17 protein-coding genes are annotated in these 16529 nt (G+C 74.6%); 6 read left to right on the forward strand and 11 right to left on the reverse strand.

Translation table 11 applies throughout. The features are described from left to right. Positions 1 to 91: 91 nt before the first annotated feature. Genes ACGFZL_RS23680 through ACGFZL_RS23690 form a run of 3 tightly spaced genes read right to left on the reverse strand, consistent with a single transcriptional unit; the run spans position 92 to position 4151 of the window. Positions 92 to 730, reverse strand: a complete 639-nt coding sequence (locus ACGFZL_RS23680) for a response regulator (protein WP_393694468.1) — start codon at positions 728 to 730, stop codon at positions 92 to 94. Continuing rightward, positions 727 to 1947 (reverse strand): sensor histidine kinase, encoded by a 1221-nt coding sequence (locus ACGFZL_RS23685; RefSeq protein ID WP_393694470.1) that lies wholly within the window; start codon positions 1945 to 1947, stop codon positions 727 to 729. Before ACGFZL_RS23685 ends, ACGFZL_RS23680 begins: the two co-directional genes overlap by 4 nt. 5 nt (positions 1948 to 1952) lie before the next feature. Then, positions 1953 to 4151 (reverse strand): MMPL family transporter, encoded by a 2199-nt coding sequence (locus ACGFZL_RS23690; protein WP_393694472.1) that lies wholly within the window; start codon positions 4149 to 4151, stop codon positions 1953 to 1955. Positions 4152 to 4378: 227 nt separating this feature from the next. Between ACGFZL_RS23690 and ACGFZL_RS23695 the strand changes: the two genes are divergently transcribed. The 3 genes from ACGFZL_RS23695 (at position 4379) to ACGFZL_RS23705 (ending at position 7099) form a co-directional block, all read left to right on the forward strand. Further along, positions 4379 to 5080: a hypothetical protein gene (locus ACGFZL_RS23695; protein WP_393694474.1), complete on the forward strand. Its 702-nt coding sequence runs from the start codon at positions 4379 to 4381 to the stop codon at positions 5078 to 5080. A 114-nt stretch (positions 5081 to 5194) separates the two neighbouring features. Next, on the forward strand, positions 5195 to 5863 hold the full coding sequence (locus ACGFZL_RS23700; protein ID WP_393694476.1) for a class F sortase: 669 nt from the start codon (positions 5195 to 5197) through the stop codon (positions 5861 to 5863). Between the two features lie 99 nt (positions 5864 to 5962). Further along, the gene (locus ACGFZL_RS23705) at positions 5963 to 7099 is read left to right on the forward strand and encodes a SchA/CurD-like domain-containing protein (protein ID WP_393694478.1); all 1137 of its coding nucleotides are present in this window, start codon (positions 5963 to 5965) and stop codon (positions 7097 to 7099) included. A gap of 258 nt (positions 7100 to 7357) precedes the next feature. Here the strand turns inward: ACGFZL_RS23705 and ACGFZL_RS23710 are convergent, their stop codons facing one another. Together ACGFZL_RS23710 and ACGFZL_RS23715 are read right to left on the reverse strand one after the other, a co-directional pair. Next, positions 7358 to 8395, reverse strand: a complete 1038-nt coding sequence (locus ACGFZL_RS23710; RefSeq protein WP_393694480.1) for a methyltransferase — start codon at positions 8393 to 8395, stop codon at positions 7358 to 7360. A gap of 48 nt (positions 8396 to 8443) precedes the next feature. Continuing rightward, entirely contained in the window at positions 8444 to 9502 is a 1059-nt protein-coding gene (locus ACGFZL_RS23715) for a nitrous oxide reductase family maturation protein NosD (RefSeq protein WP_393694482.1), read from the reverse strand. A 185-nt stretch (positions 9503 to 9687) separates the two neighbouring features. On the opposite strand from ACGFZL_RS23715, the gene ACGFZL_RS23720 reads away from it, so the two are divergent. Continuing rightward, on the forward strand, positions 9688 to 10155 hold the full coding sequence (locus tag ACGFZL_RS23720; RefSeq protein WP_393694484.1) for a hypothetical protein: 468 nt from the start codon (positions 9688 to 9690) through the stop codon (positions 10153 to 10155). A 144-nt stretch (positions 10156 to 10299) separates the two neighbouring features. Here the strand turns inward: ACGFZL_RS23720 and ACGFZL_RS23725 are convergent, their stop codons facing one another. Further along, positions 10300 to 10788 carry a DUF5949 family protein gene (locus tag ACGFZL_RS23725; RefSeq protein ID WP_393694486.1) on the reverse strand — a complete coding sequence of 163 codons (489 nt, stop codon included), beginning with the start codon at positions 10786 to 10788 and terminating at the stop codon, positions 10300 to 10302. 142 nt (positions 10789 to 10930) lie between these two features. On the opposite strand from ACGFZL_RS23725, the gene ACGFZL_RS23730 reads away from it, so the two are divergent. Together ACGFZL_RS23730 and ACGFZL_RS23735 are read left to right on the forward strand one after the other, a co-directional pair. Further along, positions 10931 to 11308, forward strand: a complete 378-nt coding sequence (locus tag ACGFZL_RS23730) for a transglycosylase family protein (RefSeq protein WP_393694488.1) — start codon at positions 10931 to 10933, stop codon at positions 11306 to 11308. Between the two features lie 52 nt (positions 11309 to 11360). Beyond that, positions 11361 to 12233, forward strand: a complete 873-nt coding sequence (locus tag ACGFZL_RS23735) for an oxygenase MpaB family protein (protein WP_393694490.1) — start codon at positions 11361 to 11363, stop codon at positions 12231 to 12233. A 23-nt stretch (positions 12234 to 12256) separates the two neighbouring features. On the opposite strand, the gene ACGFZL_RS23740 is transcribed toward ACGFZL_RS23735, so the two are convergent. From ACGFZL_RS23740 to paaI, 5 genes are all read right to left on the reverse strand, one after another. Further along, positions 12257 to 13222: a YihY/virulence factor BrkB family protein gene (locus ACGFZL_RS23740; RefSeq protein WP_393694492.1), complete on the reverse strand. Its 966-nt coding sequence runs from the start codon at positions 13220 to 13222 to the stop codon at positions 12257 to 12259. Positions 13223 to 13293: 71 nt separating this feature from the next. Beyond that, positions 13294 to 13695 (reverse strand): SgcJ/EcaC family oxidoreductase, encoded by a 402-nt coding sequence (locus tag ACGFZL_RS23745; RefSeq protein WP_393694494.1) that lies wholly within the window; start codon positions 13693 to 13695, stop codon positions 13294 to 13296. Positions 13696 to 13752: 57 nt separating this feature from the next. Next, on the reverse strand, positions 13753 to 14589 hold the full coding sequence (locus ACGFZL_RS23750; protein WP_393694496.1) for an ABC transporter ATP-binding protein: 837 nt from the start codon (positions 14587 to 14589) through the stop codon (positions 13753 to 13755). Positions 14590 to 14707: 118 nt separating this feature from the next. Next, positions 14708 to 16003 carry a phenylacetate--CoA ligase PaaK gene (gene paaK, locus ACGFZL_RS23755; protein WP_393694498.1) on the reverse strand — a complete coding sequence of 432 codons (1296 nt, stop codon included), beginning with the start codon at positions 16001 to 16003 and terminating at the stop codon, positions 14708 to 14710. Then, positions 16000 to 16446, reverse strand: coding sequence for a hydroxyphenylacetyl-CoA thioesterase PaaI (paaI, locus tag ACGFZL_RS23760; RefSeq protein WP_393694500.1), 447 nt, complete (start codon positions 16444 to 16446; stop codon positions 16000 to 16002). The genes paaK and paaI overlap by 4 nt, the downstream gene beginning before the upstream one ends. Positions 16447 to 16529: the final 83 nt, after the last annotated feature.

The following is a 16529-nucleotide window of genomic DNA, read 5'->3' on the forward strand; positions in this document are numbered from 1 at the left end:
CCCGCCCACGACCGGGCATCAGACAGTTCCCCACCCATGACCAGACCAACGAACCACCTGCCCAACCGTCACGACAAAGACCGTTGCAGTACTAGGTCCGCCGCAGCAGCCCCCGCTCCATGGCCACCACCACCGCCCGGGTGCGGTCGTTCACGTCGAGCTTGGCGAACAGCCGCAGCAGGTGGGTCTTGACGGTGGCCTCCGAGATGACCAGGCGGCGGCCGATCTCGGCGTTGGTCAGACCGTCGGCCACCGCGCCGAGGACGTCGGTCTCCCGGGCCGTGAGCGGGTCCTGCGCCGGGCGCCGCATCCGCGCCACCAGCTTCTCCGCGACCCGCGGCGCGAGCACCGTCTCCCCGCGCGCCGCCGAGCGGATCGCGTCGGCGAGCTGCTCCCGGGTGGTGTCCTTCAGGAGGTAGCCGATGGCCCCGGCCTCGACACCGCGCTCGATGTCCTGGTCGGTGTCGTACGTCGTCAGGATCAGCACCCGGGTGCGCGGATGGCGGGCGACGATCCGCTCCGTCGCGCCGACCCCGTCAAGGACCGGCATCCGCAGGTCGACCAGGGCCAGGTCCGGGTCGTGCCGCTCGACCAGGTCCAGGGCCGCCCGGCCGTCACCCGCCTCCCCGACGACCTCGATGCCGTCCTCGCCGGCCAGCAGCGCGATCACCCCCGCCCGCATCACCGTGTGGTCGTCCACCACGATCACCCGGATCGGTCCGCCGGTCATCGCGCCCCCTCGCTCTCCGTGTCGTCGTCCCCGGCCCGCACCGGGGCCGGCAGCACCGCGAGCACCCGCGTGCCGTCGCCCGGCGAGCTGGTCACCGTCAGCCGGCCGCCCAGCTCCGCCAGGCGCTTGCGCATCCCGTCCAGGCCGAACCCGGCCGCCGCCTCCGGGTCGAACCCGGTGCCGTCGTCGGTGACCTCCAGCTCCACCGCGCCGGGCCGGCCGGCCAGGACCACCCCGACCGCCGCCGCCCGCGCGTGCTTGCGGACGTTGGCCAGCGACTCCTGCGTGCACCGCAGCAGCGCGATCCGGGTCTGCTGGTCGCACCGCACCTCCGCCAGTTCGGCCGTCACCGCGACCCCGGTGTCCTCCGCGAACCGGCCGAGGATCCGGCGCAGCGTCCCGGCCACCGTGCCCGCCGGACCGCCCGCGTCCCGCTGCGCCGAGCCGACCAGCTCCCGCGCCTCGGCCAGGTTCTCCCGGGCCGTCGACTCGATCGAGCGCAACTGCTGGGCGCTGCGCCCCGGATCGCCGGCCAGCTGCGCCCGCGCCGCCTCGGCGAGGACGACGATGGAGGCGAGGCCCTGGGCCAGGGTGTCGTGGATGTCCCGGGCCATGCGCTCCCGTTCGTCCGCCGCGCCCTGGCGCTGGTGGGCCTCGGACAACTCCTCCTGCGTCCGCCGCAACTCCACGATGAGCGCGGCCCGTTCGCTGCTCTGCTCCACCACCGCGTGCGCCCACAGCCCGATCAGGACACCCACGGCCACCACGATCAGCGTCGACACCACCGTCTCGCCGAGGAACTCCAGGGACCAGCCCTGCCGGGTCCAACTGCCCGCGAGAGTCGCCACGGTGGCCGCGCCCAGGAACGTCATGGACACCCGGGGCGTCCGCCCGAACATCCAGTAGTGCGGCAGTGTCACCATGAACAGCGCCGCGTAGGAGCCCCCGAGACTGGCCAGCCCGCCCAACGCGCCCACCAGCACTGCCAGGTAGACGCGCGGGCGGACCACCGGGTTGCCGGGGAAGCGCAGCAGCAGCGCGTAGGACAGGACCACGCAGCCGAACAGCGCGAGCGCCCACGTCCTGCTCCCGGCGGGCCCGTCCATCGTGACGAGGCCGACGGCCATGGCGGCGAACAGCACCCAGCACACGGCGTTCCAGCGGCGCAGCGAGGCGGACCAGAAGGCGTCGGCGGCCGGCCCGGCGAGAGCGGTCATACCGGTCAACGTACGTCGGCCGCCCGGGCGCGGTGACCGGCGGGGTCGGCCTGCGCGGGCGCCGGCCGCTCCGGCCGCGCCGGCCACCAGGTCCGCTCGCCGAGCAGCAGCAGCGCGGCCGGCAGGATCATGATCCGCACCACGAAGGCGTCGAGCAGCACGGCCGCCGCCAGGACGAAGCCGATCTGCTTCATCTCGATGATGTGCAGCAGCACGAAGCTGACGAACACCGTCGTCATCACGACCGCGGCACTGGTCACCACGCTCGCCGAGGAGCGGATCCCGTCGAGCACCGCCCGCCGCGTGGGCACCCCGGCGAGCACGGCCTCCCGGATCCGGCTGACCACGAACACCTGGTAGTCCATGGAGAGCCCGAAGAGGATCACGAAGAGGAAGAGCGGCACCCGCGACCCGATCGACCCGGTGGAGGTGAAGCCGAGCAGCCCCTCCGCCCAGGTGTGCTGGAAGACGAGGACGAGCAGCCCGAGCGCCGCCGCGGCCGACAGCACGTTCAGCGCGACGCCGAGCAGCCCGAGCACCACGGAGCGGAAGGCGTACACGGTCATCGCGAAGGTCACCAGGAGCAGCGCCGCGAGAACCAGGGGCAGCTTCGCGTTCTGGTGCGCCGGATAGTCCGCGTATCGGGCCACGTCCCCGCTGACCCCGTACCGCGCCCCCGCGACCCGCCCCACCGTCTCCGGCACGTACTTCTCGCGCAGCCGCTCCAGGGAGGCGCGTGCCTCGGCGGAGTTGCCCAGGTGCGGCACTCGCAGCCGCAGGACGCTGACCCGGTGGTCGGCGGAGGTGGCGACCGACGAGCCGTCGGCGAACAGCGGATCGGCGCCCGCCAGTCCGGCGAGCCGGCCGAGCGCCGCGGTGACCTCGCCGCTCTCGGAGGCGTCGGCGCGCACGACGACGTCATGGGTGACGCGCTGCTCGGGGAAGGCCGCGTTGAGGCGGTCGTAGACGCGCATCGCCGGGATCTCCCGGGAGTGCGTGTCCCGGCTCATCTCCGTGATGTGCAGGCCGGCCAGCGGCAGGACCAGGGCGAGCAGGGCGAGCACCGAGACCACGAGGGTGGCCAGCGGGTGCCGGGCGGCCGGGCGCAGCAGCGCCGTCCAGACGCGGCCGCCCCCCTCGCCCCGGGTCCGCCGCGGCGGACGGCCGCGCTCCGCCCGCCGCCCGGCGCGCCGCTCGGAGCGCCGGCCGAGGACGGTCAGCAGGGCCGGCAGCGCCGTCAGGGAGCTGGCCACGGCGACCAGCACCACCACGATGGTGCCGGTGGCCAGCGAGGAGAAGATCACGTCGGAGGCCAGGTAGAGCGTCGCGGTGGAGGCGACCACCGCGAGACCGGACACCACGACCGCCCGCCCCGAGGTGGCCGCCGCCAGCTCCACCAGCGCCTCGCTGCTCAGCCGGCCGCCGGCCCGGGCCCGTTCCTCACGTTCGCGCTTGAGGTGGAAGAGCGTGTAGTCCACGCCGACCGCCAGGCCGATCATCAGGATGACGTTGGTGCCGACCCCCGCGTCGGGCGAGACGTGCGAGACGACCATGGAGAGGCCGATCGCCGCCGCGATGGACGACAGGGCGAGCAGCAGCGGCACGGCGGCCATCGTCAGGGAGCCGAAGACGACCAGCAGGGTGACCAGCGTGACCGGAAGGGTGATCTTCTCGGAGAGGGCCAGGTCGTCGCCGCGCTGCGCGTCGACACCCTTGCTGACGGACGGGCTGCCGGTCTCCTCCAGCAGCAGCCCGGGGTGGGCCCGCCGCACCGCGTCCGCCTCGGCGGCCACCGCGTCCACCTTGTCCTTGGCGTCGCGCTCCTCGCCGTTCAGCGCCACCTCGACCAGCAGGATCCGGTGGTCCTTCGACCACCGCGGGGCGGCCACGGACGCCACCTCGGGCAGCCGCTCCGTACGGTCCGTCAGTTCGCCCGCCGTCGCTTGGGCCATCTGCTCGTCCAGGGCACCCGAACGGGCGGAGATCAGCAGCTGCTCGGCGGGTCTGCGCTCCAGGCCGCCCTCGGCCGCCATGGCCTCGGCCCGGCCGGCCTCGCCGACGCGGTAGTCGGCGGTGGTGGCGCTGTGAGTGCCGACGGCCGAGCCGGCGGCCAGGCACAGCATGACGAACACCAGCCAGCCGACGAGCGCCCGCCAGGGGTGCCGGGCGCTCCAGCGCGCCGTGCGCACAGTGAGTGAGTTCATGTCCGAAACCCTCGCTGACCTGCGAGGTCGTTCGACAGAGGCGTCCGGTCGAACCTGCCGTCCACCGATCGGTGGACCCCCGGGCGGGGGACAACCCCCGGGCGTCACCCGGCTGAGCGGCTCCAGTGGTGGGCGGCGCGCGGGTGCCTGACGGTGATTCACGTCGGGCCCGGGTCCCTTCAGCTGACGAATCAGCAGCTGCCCCGGCACGACGGAAGGAACCTCAGATGCGTTCTGCTCGCATGATCCTGGCCACCTCCGCGGCCTCGGCCGCCCTCGTCCTCGGCGCCCCGGCGGCCCTCGCCGCGGGGGGCGACTGGGACCAGAACGACTCTTCCTACAGCAAGGAGCACGACAAGGGCAGCAAGGACGACTCTTCCTACAGCAAGGAGGACGAGGACGGCGGCAAGCACGACGAGCCGCGTGGCGGGATGCACACGGGCGGCGGTGCGCTGACCGCCCTCCTGGGCGAGAGCGACCGCGGCGGCGACCACGAGTCGAAGGACGACTCGGACTCCTGGAGCAAGGACGACGAGCACGGCGACGACGAGTACGGCAGCAGCGACGAGCACAGCGACAAGGACGAGCACGGCGCTAAGGACGAGCACGGCGACGGCGGCAAGCACGAGGACGGCGGCAAGCACGAGGAGCCGCGCGGCGGCGTGCACACCGGCGGCGGCGCGCTGACCGTCCTGAACAAGGGCGACTGGGGCGGCGGCGAGTCCAAGAGCGACTCGGGCTCCTGGAAGAAGGACGACGAGGGCGAGAAGTCCTGGGGCGGCAACGACGAGCCCCGCGGCGGCATGCACACCGGCGGCGGTGGCCTGGCCACGAACGGCGCGACCGCGGGCGGCCTCGCGGTCCTCGCCGTCGCCGCGACCGGCCTGTACGCCGCGCGCCGCAAGAAGTCGGCCCAGCCGGCGGCCTGACCCGTGCCGGGCGCGATAGGAGCCGGGCCGCCACCCGCACCCCTCGGTGGCGGCCCGGCCCGCGCCCGCCTTCAGCTCCGCCCCCGCTGCCGTGCCCTGATGAGGTGGTTCCCGATGGCAGTCCCCCCTTCTCTCCCCGCCGGTGACCCGCCGGCTTCCGCCGGACAGGGCTCCCGCGGCGGCCTGACCGTGCTGTGCGCCGTCGCCCTGCTGGTCCTCGCGGTCAGCCTGCTCGGCGGCAACCGGGGCTCCGACGACTCCGCGGGCGCCCCGCTGCCCGCGCGGGCCGGCGCGAGCGCCCCGGCCTCGTCGGGTACCGGGGCGGCAGCCCTGCCGCGCTCCCGGCCGGTCCGCCTGACCGTCCCCGGCATCGCCGTCGACGCCCCGTTCACCGACCTCACCCTCGCCGCGAACGGGCAGCTCCAGCCGCCGCCCGCCGCCGACACCAACCTCGTCGGCTGGTACGCCAAGGGCGCCGCGCCCGGCGAGACGGGCACCGCGGTCATCGCCGGACACGTCGACACCAAGACCTCCGCGGCCGTCTTCGCCCGCCTCGACCAGCTGCAGAAGGGCGACGTCTTCCAGGTCCTGCGGGCCGACGGCCGCAAGGCGTCGTTCACCGTCGACAGCCTGGAGACCTTCGCCAAGGACGCCTTCCCGAGCCGCCGCGTGTACGCCGACGCCGACCGGCCCGAGGTCCGCCTGATCACCTGTGCCGGCGACTACGACCGCCAGGCCAAGGACTACAAGGACAACCTGGTGGTCTTCGCGCACCTCACCTGATGCGCCCACCCGGCTCGCGCACCCCCGGGGCCCGGCACAGGATCGAGTCCCGCCCCCGCCATGGATCCCCCGGGGATCCGCGAAGGAGACCTACGCAGGATGACCACCACGCCCGCCCCCGCCACCGAGCCGACGACGCGCCCGGCGTCCCACCGCGTCTCCCAGTCCGTGTTCGACGGTTCCCGGCTCCGGGTCGTCCTGCTGGTGGACGTGAACGACGGTGCGCAGCAGGAGTTCCTGGAGACCTACGACCAGCTGCGCAGCCATGTCGAGTCCGTCCCCGGGCACATCAGCGAGCAGCTCTGCCAGTCCATCGAGAACCCCTCCCAGTGGCTCATCACCAGCGAGTGGGAGAGCGCCCCGCCGTTCCTCGACTGGGTGAGCAGCGAGGAGCACGTGCGGGCGGTGCGGCCTCTGCACCGCTGCGTGCGGGACACCAGGTCGCTGCGGTTCCACGTGGTCCGCGAGATCGGCCACCCGGCCGAGGGCGCCGCGCCCGCCGGTGCCGGCCTGCAGAGCGTCGCCCGGATCGGGGACGGCGTGATCCGGCACGCGCTCACCTTCACGGTGCGGCCGGGCAGCGAGGACAAGGTCGCCGGGATCCTCGCCGACTACGCCTCGCCGGAGGCCGAGGTGAACGGCACCACCCGGTTGCTCCGCACCTCGCTCTTCCTGCACGGCAACCGCGTGGTGCGGGCCATCGAGGTGCGCGGCGACCTGCTCGCCGCCCTCCAGCACGTGGCCCAGCAGCCCGAGGTGCGGGCCCTCGAGGAGGCCATCAACCCCTACCTGGAGCAGGACCGGGACCTCGCCGACCCGGAGTCCGCGCGGGTCTTCTACACCCGGGCGGCGCTGCCGGCCGTGCACCACGTGGCGGCGGGCCGGGAGGAGGAGCGCGCCGAGCGGCACGCCTTCGCCTACCCGGCGCGCCCGGAGTGCGGCATGCGCCTCGCCCGGCTGCTCGCCCAGCGCGACGAGGCGGCGGCGGACGACCCGCGCAGCCCGGTGCTGTGCAGCACCATCTTCCAGCGCGACGACATCGTGGTCCGCCTGGTCGACGTGCGCGGCGACCTCGCCGCCGCCGACCCGGCGGTCTCCCTCGGCCTGCCGGACGCCGCCGCGGCCGGCGAGCTGACCACCCTCCTGGAGGACCGGGCCGGCACCGGCGACCTCGCCGAGGCGCTGGCGAACGCCCGGATGGACCTGGTCACCGACCGCCGCGCGCCCGACGCCTGACGCGCCCCGCGCACACGACGGACGGCCGCCGGGGCCCCCGCCCGGGGGGCGGGGGGGGGGGGGGCGGGCGGGGGCGGGGGCGGGCGCCCCCCCCCCCCCCCCCACCCCACACCAGCGGGGAGACCCGAGGGGGTGGGCGGGGCCCCCCCCCCCCCCCCCCCCCCCCCCCCCCCCCCCCCCCCCCCCCCGGCGGCCGCCCCCCCCCCCCGCCCCCGGGGCGGGGCCCCGGCGGCCGTCGTGCCGGCGCCGGGTGTCAGCTCACCCGGGCACCACGCACTCGAAGGCGTGCAGGTACGGGTTGACCGGGCGGATCTCCTCGATCACCAGCCCCGCCTCGGTCAGTCGCCCCGTCATGCTCTCGGTGGTGTGCTTCGCCCCGCCGACGTTGAGGAGCAGCAGCAGGTCCATCGCGGTGCTGAACCGCATCGACGGCGAGTCGTCCACGAGGTTCTCGATGACCACGACCCGCGCCCCGGGGCCGCCCGCCGCCATGACGTTGCGCAGCGCCCGCGCGGTGGACTCGTCGTCCCACTCCAGGATGTTCTTGATGATGTAGACGTCGGCCTGGACCGGCACCTCCACCCGGCAGTCGCCCGGCACCAGGCGCACCCGGTCGGCCAGCGCGCCGCCCTCGCGCAGCCGCTCGTCGGCATTGGCCACCACGCCCGGCAGGTCGAGCAGCGTGCCGCGCATCGCCGGGTACTTCTCCAGGAGACTCGCCACCACGTGCCCCTGGCCGCCGCCGATGTCCGCGACCGAGTCCGCCCCGGACAGGTCGAGCCGGGCCGCGACGTCCTCGGCCGACTGCCGGCTGGAGGTGGTCATGGCGCGGTTGAAGACCTCGGCCGAGGCCGGCGCGTCCTCGTTCAGCCAGGTGAAGAACTCCTTGCCGTACAGGTTCTCCACCACGTTGTCGCCGGTGCGCACCGCCTCGTCGAGGAGGGGCCAGGCGTCCCACGTCCACGGTTCGGTGCACCACAGGGTGATGTACCGCAGGCTGTGCGGGTCGTCCTCGCGCAGCAGCCGGGACATGTCGGTGTGCGCGAAGGTGCCGTCCGGGCCCTCGGCGAAGACGCCGTAGCAGGTCAGGGCGCGCAGCAGCCGGCGCAGCGGCTTGGGCTCGCTCTTCACCGCCGCCGCGAGGTCCTCCGCGGTCAGCGGCGTCTCGCCGAGGGCGTCGGCGACACCGAGCCGGGCGGCGGCGCGCAGGGCGGCGGCGCACGCCGCGCCGAACACGAGTTCCCGCAGCCGCATCGGCGGGGGCGGGGCGGTCTGGGCGGTCGGGGCGGTCGTCATGTGCCGCCTTCCTTCCTTCGTCGGTCCACGGGACTCACGGGCGGCCGGTCAGCACATGCCCGCGGGCCGGGAGGCCGCGCAGGTGTTGCCCGTGAAGGTGTTGGTCGTCGCCGTCTCGGTGTTCACCAGGTCGGCGGGGGTGTTGTCGCGCAGGGTGTTGCGCTCGATCCGGTTCTGCTCGCCGGGGGTGCCGACGAAGCTCTTGAAGAGGACGATGCCGCCGGACATCGGCGAGGTGCCGGCGTGTCCGCTCACCAGGTTGTCGGTGACCAGCGTCTTCTCCACACCGGTCAGCACGATGCCGGAGCCCTGCAGCGCGGGCAGCCGGTCGGTCGCCGGGCAGGACCGGTTGTTGGCCGTGATCCGGTTGCCGCGCACCGTGAGGTCGCCGGCCTTGGGGGTGTTCTCGTCGCCGACGAGGAAGAGGCCCGCGCAGTTGCCGGTGACCTGGTTGCGCTCGACGACGAGGTCGCGCAGCCGTCGTACGGTGACACCGATGCGGTTGTCCGCCACCCGGTTGCCGGCGACCACCGTGCCCGCGGTGTCCGCGGCGCCCTCCTCGGAGGTGACGGTGTTGGCGAGGAACAGGCCCGCGTCGCCGTTGCCGCGGGCGGTGTTGTCCCGCAGGACGCTGCGCACCGAGCGCTCCAGGGCGATGCCCCACACCTTGTTCCGCACCGCGGTCACGTCCCGCACGGTCAGCCGGTCGGTCGCCGTGGCGGACACGCCGCTGCGGGTGAAGCCGCTGACGGTGAGGGAGGCGACGGTGACACCCGTCACCGGGTGCTCCTTCGTGCCGGTGACGCAGATGCCGTTGCCGCCCGCGGCGCAGCTCTCCGCCGCCTTGGCGGTGCCCGGCGTGATCACGGTGCTCCGGCCCATGCCGCGCAAGGTCAGCCCGGGCGTGCTCACCCGCACGCTCTGGCGGTAGATGCCGGGGGTGAGGAGCACGGTGTCGCCGGGTGCGGCGGCGTCCACCGCCTTCTGGATCGATTCCCCGGGGCCGACCACATGGGTCAGCGGGACGGCCGACGCGGGAGCGGCGCCGAGCCCCGTCGCGATCATCGCTGCGGTGCACACCAGGTACACGACATGGCAGTTCTTCATATTGCGTACGGTATGCCGGGAAGATTCGCATCTCGGGCGGATGCGCCATCCGACGGCGTGTCACCCGCGCCTGGCCGCAGGGCCGTTGGCGGGCCCGGCCCGGCGGTGAAGCCGATGATCACGGGCAGACGGCGTAGGTGACCTTCACGCGCCGTCCGCCGGCGCCCTCGAGAGGAACGACCGCCGTGACCACACCCGAGAGCCCGACCCGCCCGCTGCCCACCGGACGCCGCTTCGACCTGCGCGCGACGGCCATGTTCTTCGGGTTGGCCGCGGTCGGGCTGTGCGTGGCGGGCTGGGCGGTGCGGACCGCGTTCGACGTGGCGGACCGGCGTCCGGTGTGGGCCGTGCTGCTGGGGAGCGGCGCGGTGCTGGCCGTCGTCCTGCGGCGCCGCCGGTCGTCCGGCCTCGCAGGCTGGGCTCTGGCCCGGCGCACCACCGACGTCCTGGAGAAGGCGACGGCCACGGCGCTGGAGGCGCTGGAGGAGGAGGCGGCGGCCGGCTGCGTCACGGTCGTGGACGAGCCGCTCCCGGCGGTGGCCGTGGACCACGCCACACTGGGCCCGGACCGGCTCGGGCAGGCGACAGCCGGTCTCTGCTGCGAGCGCCACGACCGCGGGAGCGACGTCGGCCCGGAGGAGTCGTGGCGCTGAGCAGGACCGCGGCTGATTCCCACCGGCGAGTGGGTGCGACGGTGATCGCCGCCCTGCTGAAGCGGATGCGAGAGCGCGCCCTCCCCGCGATCCACCGGGTGTGCGTCGGCGACGACCTGGGGGAGCGGGCGGAGCAGCGGCGGGTCAGGTCCGCAGGGTGCGGACCGGCAGGACGACCTGCGCCGCCGTCGTCAGGGTCGCCGCGTCGTTGGCGAAGGCGGCCACCGCCTCCGCCTCGCCCGGCTCGCCGCCGCTCCACGGGCGGGTGGCGAAGATCAGGCAGGCGTAGCCGCGCTCGTCCACCGCGGCCCGCCAGGCCGGTGTCGGCGCGAACTGGGCGTTGATCCCCGGCATGGTCAGCGCGGCGGCGCCCGGCACGACCAGGAGCGTCACCGGCAGACTCGGCAGCCGGGTGGCGTCCAGGACGCCCTCGCCGGTGGTGAGCCCGGCCTTCAGCAGCAGCCGCTCGACGGCGGCCGGGGTGGCCTCCGGGCCGTTCTCGCCGTCCCCCAGCGAGCAGGCGAGCAGGAAGGGGACGTCCCCGTCGGGCGTCTCCCGGCTCCAGGACATGATGACGAGCGTGCCGAGGTCGGCGGTGCGCAGCGGCGGGGTGTCTGACGTGATCGAGGTCATCGCGAAAACGTAGCGGCGCCACGCGGGGGCGCCGGGCCGCCGTCACCCGGGCGGCGGAGTGTGCGCGTCGGACTTCACACGATCGAGGACACCCGGCCCGGGGACGGCGGCTTCGGCCGTCACGCGTGGTAGCAGTCCCGGTATGTTCTGTGGATCAGATGCTCGTACGAGCGCCGCCCGCCGGACCCCCGGCCACCGCGGCATCCGGACCCTCCTGGTGGCCCTCACCGCCCTGTCCGCGCTGACCGCCCTCGGCGCCACCACCACGGCCACGGCCGCCCCCGCCGCTTCGCGGACCGCCGACTGGGACGCCATCGCCGCCTGCGAGTCCGGCGGCAACTGGCAGGCCAACACCGGCAACGGCTACTACGGCGGCCTCCAGTTCGCCCGGTCCAGCTGGATCGCCGCCGGCGGCCTCGCCTACGCCCCGCGCGCGGACCTGGCCACCCGCGAGGAGCAGATCCTCGTGGCGAAGAAGCTGGCCCGGCTCCAGGGGATGGGCGCCTGGGGCTGCGCCTGATCCTGATCCAGGGGGCATGCCTCGTTCGCGTCGTCGCGGGCACCCGGCAGTCATGGGACTTCTGCCGGCGGACCGCCCCGATCCGCGCGCCTGGCTCGGCGGTCTGATCTTCTCCCGGGTCGCGGGCCCGGAGGGACCGGCGAACCGCGCCCGCATCCACGAGACGCCAGGGCCGCGCTGGTTCGGCCCCGACCGGCCGGTCAGGCGGGTGCACGGGGACGCCTCGATGTTCATCGGCGGCCTGTCGGCGCTGCTGCTGCAGTCGCTGCACCCGCTGGCCATGGCCGCCGTGTCCGCGCACTCCGGGTTCCGCTCCGACCCCTGGGGTCGGCTCCAGCGCACCAGCACCTTCCTCGCCGTCACCACCTACGGCCCCGCCGACGCCGCCCAGCAGGCCGTCGACCGGGTCCATGCCGTGCACGAGCGGGTGCGCGGCACCACACCGGCGGGGCAGGAGTACCACGCCGCCGACCCGCACCTGCTCTGCTGGGTGCACATCGCCGAGGCCGACAGCTTCCTGCGGGCCCACCAGCGCTACGGCTCCCACCCGCTGGACGCGGCCGGCTGCGACGGCTACGTGGCCGACATGGCCCGCATCGCCACCGCGCTCGGCGTCCCGGACCCGCCGGTCACCCGCGACGGGCTCGACCGCCGCCTGGCCGCCTACCGCGACGAGCTGCGCGCCACCGCCGAGGCCCGCAGCACCGCCCGGTTCCTGCTGCTGAACCCGCCGCTGCCGCTGCCGGCCCGGGTGCCCTACGGCGTCCTGGCCGCCAACGCCGTCTCGCTGCTGCCCGGCTGGGCCTCCCGCGCCCTCGGCCTGCCCCGGCTCCGCCCGGCCGAGCAGCTGTGCGTGCGCCCGCTCGGCGCGGCCGTGACCGCCGGCATCCGCTGGGCCATGACCCCGCCCCGCGAGGCGGCCTGACGCAACCGGGCCGAGGCCCCGGCTCAGTCGCCCGGCCCGGGATCCGGCCGCACCGGCGCGTCGATCCCGGCCCGGGCGGCCTCCAGCTGGGCCGCGAAGGCGATGCCGAGGAACAGCGCGACGGCGGTGAGGTTGGCCCACAGCAGCAGCGCGATGAAGGCGGTCAGCGGCCCGTAGACGGCGCCGAACGCGCCGCTCTTGCCGACGTACAGCGCGAGCAGCCAGGTGGCCGACACCCACAGCAGCAGGTGGACCGCCGAGCCGAACGCCAGCCAGGTGTAGCCCGGCTGGTCCCGGCGCGGCGACCAGCGCAGGATCACCGCCGAGGCCACCCAGGCCAGCACCAGGCCGGCCGGCACCTCCAGGGCGCCCCACCAGCCGGCGCCGCCGTGATGGTCGCCGGTGGACTCCGCCACCGCGTCCCCGACCGCCTGCCCCGCCACCAGCACCAGGAAGCCCAGCACCATGGGCAGGCCGGCGCAGACGGCGAGCGTCAGCGCCCGGCCGTACTTGCGCGGGAAGGGCCGGTCGCGCTCGATGCCGTAGATGCGGTTGGCGCCCCGCTCGATCTGGCCCATCGCGGAGGCCAGGTTGAGCACGGCGAATCCCAGGCCCAGCCACAGCGCCACCGCGCTCCACGCGTCGCTGTCCGCGCTGCGCCGGGTGGACTCGAACGCCTTCTGCACGACGTCCGCGCTGGCCCCCGGCACGATCTTGCCGAGGGTCAGCTCGATCACCCGGCCCACGCCCTCGGTGTGCACCGAGGTGGCGAGGCCGACCAGCACCACGGTGAACGGGACGAGCCCGATGACCATCTGGAAGGCCAGCGCCCGGGCGTTGGTGAAGCCGTCCGCGTAGCGGAAGCGGGTGAAGGAGTCGACCAGCAGCCGCACGCCCCCGTAGCGGCGCAGGGCGGTCAGGGCTTCGTCGCCGGAGAGTTCCTCCCCGATCATGTCCCGGGTCTGCGGGACGTGGACGGCGGTTCCCACGGTGCGGCTGCCCCCTCGCGTCAGGGGGCCGGCCCTCGGGCCCCACCCCCTCCGCATGCCCCCCACCGCTGCTAGTGCACCTGCACCTCGGTGTTCTGGCAGGCGTGCAGCAGCCATCGCCCGTCGTCCTGCCGGGTCATCACGTACAGCGGGGAGCCCTCCGAGCCGCCGTCCGGCGCGTGGTAGACCTGCCGGACCTTCACGGCCGCCACGTCCGGCCGCAGGAAACGCGTGTGCGCGACCTCGTAGGTGACCTCGCCGTCGAACGACGCGGCGGGCAGCACCGCCCGGGTGAACTCGGCGATCGCGTCGAGGCCGACGAGGACCTTGCCGTGGGCGGTGGTCCACAGCGCGTCGGGGTGGAAGAGGGCGAGGAACGCCTCGGGGTCCTTGGCGCGCTGGGCGCGCTCGACGGCCGCCACGACGTCCCGGACGGCCTTCAGGTCGGCGGCGTCGCCGCTTTCGGTGATCATGCCGCAGAGTCTCGTACCTCGACCGCGGTCGAGGTCAACCACCGTCCGGGCGACGGACTACGGGCGCCGGGCGCGGCCGGAGAAGGCGGCCCAGCGGCCCTCGCGACGGGTCACCGTGATCTCGCGGCCGAAGCAGACGGTGAGCCGCTCGTCGGTCAGCACCTCCGCGACCGGACCCCGGGCAAGGACCCGTCCCTCGCGCAGCAGCAGGGCGTGGCTGACGGCGCCGGACAGCTCCTCCAGGTGGTGCGTGACGGTGACGGTGGCCAGCCCGGGACGCCCCTCGGCCAGCCGGTGCATGGCCTCGACGAGGTCCTCGCGGGAGGGCAGATCGAGCGCGTTGAACGGCTCGTCCAGGAGCAGCAGCGCCGGGTCGGACATCAGCGCCCTGGCGATGAGGATCCGCGCCCGCTGCCCGCCCGAGCACACCCCGTACGGACGGTCCGCCAGCTCCTTGACGTCCAGCTCCGCGAGCAGCTCGTGCGCGCGCAGCCGGACCGCCGCGTCGTACGTCCGCCACAGCGGCTGGACGGTGCCGCTGTGGCCGGTGAGGACGACGCCGTGCGCGGTGAGGTCCTGCGGCACGCGCTGCGCCGAGGTGACGTGGCCGATGCGGGCCCGCAGCTCCCGGACGTCCACCCGGCCGAGCCGGCTGCCGAGCACCTCCACGGTGCCGGTGGTGGGGAACATCATCGCCCCGAGCAGCCGCAGCAGCGTTGTCTTGCCCGCCCCGTTGGCTCCGAGCAGCGCCCAGTGCTCGCCGGGCCGGACGGACCAGTCGATGGAGTCGAGGATCACCTGGTCGGTGGCGTAGCGGCGCACGGCGACGCCTTCGAGGTCGAGGACGGGCGCCGCCTGCTCGCCGGTGGGGGAGGGGACTGCGGACCCGGCCATGGGACGCTCCTTCGCAGCGGACGCCGTCGTTGCCCGGCAGGTTAGATGCATCCGCCACCTGTGTGCCGGGCCGTCCGGTCCGTGGACGCCGGCCCCACTCCCCTCGCGGCCCTGGGGGTCAGCCGCGCAGGTCCTTGACCCGGCGCAGCTTGCCGAGCGAGCGCTCCAGGGTCTCCGGCTCCACGATCTCCACCTCCACCGAGACGCCGACCCCGTCCTTGACGCCCTGTGCGACCGCGCGGGCGGCGGCGGCCCGCTGCTCGGGTCCCGCGTCGGGGCGGGCCTCGACGGCGACGGTCAGGTGGTCCATCCGCCCGCGCGAGGTGAGCCGGATCTGGAAGTGCGGGGCGACGCCGGGGGTGCGCAGGACGATCTCCTCGATCTGGGTCGGGAAGACGTTCACCCCGCGCAGGATGATCATGTCGTCGCAGCGTCCGGTGACCTTCCGCATCCGGCGGAAGGCGGGCCGGGCGGTGCCGGGCAGCAGCCGGGACAGGTCGCGGGTGCGGTACCGGATGACCGGGAGCGCCTCCTTGGTGAGGGAGGTGAAGACGACCTCCCCCTCCTCCCCGTCGGGCAGCACGGCGTCGGTCAGCGGGTCGACCACCTCGGGGTAGAAATGGTCCTCCCACACGTGCAGCCCGTCCTTGGTCTCCACGCACTCCTGCGCCACACCGGGGCCCATCACCTCGGACAGCCCGTAGATGTCGACGGCGTGGATGCCCGCGCGCTCCTCGATCTCGCGGCGCATCGCCTCGGTCCACGGCTCGGCGCCGAAGATCCCGACCTCCAGGGAGGTCTCGCGTGGGTCCACGCCCTGCTTCTCGAACTCGTCGAGGAGGGTCAGCATGTAGGAGGGCGTGACCATGATGATCTCGGGCCGGAAGTCCCGGATGAGCTGCACCTGCCGGGCGGTCATGCCGCCGGAGGCCGGGATCACCGTGCAGCCGGCGCGCTCGGCCCCGTAGTGCGCGCCGAGTCCGCCGGTGAACAGGCCGTAGCCGTAGGAGACGTGCACCTTGTGGCCGGGACGGCCGCCGGCGGCCCGGATCGAGCGGGCCACGACGTCGGCCCACACCGACAGGTCGTGGTCGGTGTAGCCGACCACCGTGGGCCGGCCGGTGGTGCCGCTGGACGCGTGCAGCCGCCGCACCTCGGACATCGGCACGGCGAACATCCCGTACGGGTACGTCTCCCGCAGGTCGGCCTTGGTGGTGAAGGGGAAGCGGGCGAGGTCCGCCAGGCTGCGGCAGTCCTCGGGCCGCACCCCGGCGGCGTCGAACTTGCGCCGGTACAGCTCCACGTTGGCGTAGGCGTGCCGCAGGGTGGCGCGCAGGCGGTCGAGCTGGAGGGCGGCCAGCTCCTCGCGGGTCAGCCGCTCGGCCTCGTCGAGCGGCGCGGGACGGCTGGTCATCGCGACTCCTTCGTCATGTCCGCACCGGGCTCCCCGGCCGGCCCACGCACACTGCGGCTGCGCCCGCGGAACTCCGCGACCACCTCGTCGCCGCGCCGCACGGTCACGTCGCAGACGCCGCTGCGGCCGTACCGCACCCGCTCCTCGGCGTGCGCCGTCAGGACGTCGCCCTCGTGGGCCGGGGCGACGAAGACGACGTCCGCGCCGGCGGCGACGGTGACCGGGCCGTGGCTGTTGCAGGCGCACGCGAAGGCGGTGTCCGCGAGGAGGAAGACATAGCCGCCGTGGGCGATGCCGTGGCCGTTCACCATGGCCGGCGTCACAGTCATGCGCAGCACGGCGGCGCCGGGGCCGTGCTCGAGCAGCTCGATGCCGAGCCGCCGGGACGCCTCGTCCGCGGCGAACATCTCCTGCGCGGGACTGCGCGCGTCGACCCCTGCCATGCCCGTCCACCACCTTGTGTACCGACCGACCATTCGGTCCGCGATCCGGCACGGCCAAGTAACCAAGCCGCGCCCCGAGCTGT

The organism is Streptomyces sp. NPDC048182 (genome assembly GCF_043202555.1).
Classification (GTDB): Bacteria; Actinomycetota; Actinomycetes; order Streptomycetales; family Streptomycetaceae; genus Streptomyces.

What these genes read in the sequence shown, in the direction of transcription:
- ACGFZL_RS23745 (WP_393694494.1), bottom strand. Translation starts at nt 13,695, where the DNA reads ATGATCACCGAAAGCGGCGACGCCGCCGACCTGAAGGCCGTCCGGGAC.
- ACGFZL_RS23685 (WP_393694470.1), bottom strand. Translation starts at nt 1,947, where the DNA reads ATGACCGCTCTCGCCGGGCCGGCCGCCGACGCCTTCTGGTCCGCCTCG.
- ACGFZL_RS23730 (WP_393694488.1), top strand. Translation starts at nt 10,931, where the DNA reads ATGTTCTGTGGATCAGATGCTCGTACGAGCGCCGCCCGCCGGACCCCC.
- ACGFZL_RS23750 (WP_393694496.1), bottom strand. Translation starts at nt 14,589, where the DNA reads ATGGCCGGGTCCGCAGTCCCCTCCCCCACCGGCGAGCAGGCGGCGCCC.
- ACGFZL_RS23715 (WP_393694482.1), bottom strand. Translation starts at nt 9,502, where the DNA reads ATGAAGAACTGCCATGTCGTGTACCTGGTGTGCACCGCAGCGATGATC.
- ACGFZL_RS23700 (WP_393694476.1), top strand. Translation starts at nt 5,195, where the DNA reads ATGGCAGTCCCCCCTTCTCTCCCCGCCGGTGACCCGCCGGCTTCCGCC.
- paaI (WP_393694500.1), bottom strand. Translation starts at nt 16,446, where the DNA reads ATGGCAGGGGTCGACGCGCGCAGTCCCGCGCAGGAGATGTTCGCCGCG.
- ACGFZL_RS23710 (WP_393694480.1), bottom strand. Translation starts at nt 8,395, where the DNA reads ATGACGACCGCCCCGACCGCCCAGACCGCCCCGCCCCCGCCGATGCGG.
- ACGFZL_RS23735 (WP_393694490.1), top strand. Translation starts at nt 11,361, where the DNA reads ATGGGACTTCTGCCGGCGGACCGCCCCGATCCGCGCGCCTGGCTCGGC.
- ACGFZL_RS23695 (WP_393694474.1), top strand. Translation starts at nt 4,379, where the DNA reads ATGCGTTCTGCTCGCATGATCCTGGCCACCTCCGCGGCCTCGGCCGCC.
- ACGFZL_RS23705 (WP_393694478.1), top strand. Translation starts at nt 5,963, where the DNA reads ATGACCACCACGCCCGCCCCCGCCACCGAGCCGACGACGCGCCCGGCG.
- ACGFZL_RS23690 (WP_393694472.1), bottom strand. Translation starts at nt 4,151, where the DNA reads ATGAACTCACTCACTGTGCGCACGGCGCGCTGGAGCGCCCGGCACCCC.
- ACGFZL_RS23725 (WP_393694486.1), bottom strand. Translation starts at nt 10,788, where the DNA reads ATGACCTCGATCACGTCAGACACCCCGCCGCTGCGCACCGCCGACCTC.
- ACGFZL_RS23680 (WP_393694468.1), bottom strand. Translation starts at nt 730, where the DNA reads ATGACCGGCGGACCGATCCGGGTGATCGTGGTGGACGACCACACGGTG.
- paaK (WP_393694498.1), bottom strand. Translation starts at nt 16,003, where the DNA reads ATGACCAGCCGTCCCGCGCCGCTCGACGAGGCCGAGCGGCTGACCCGC.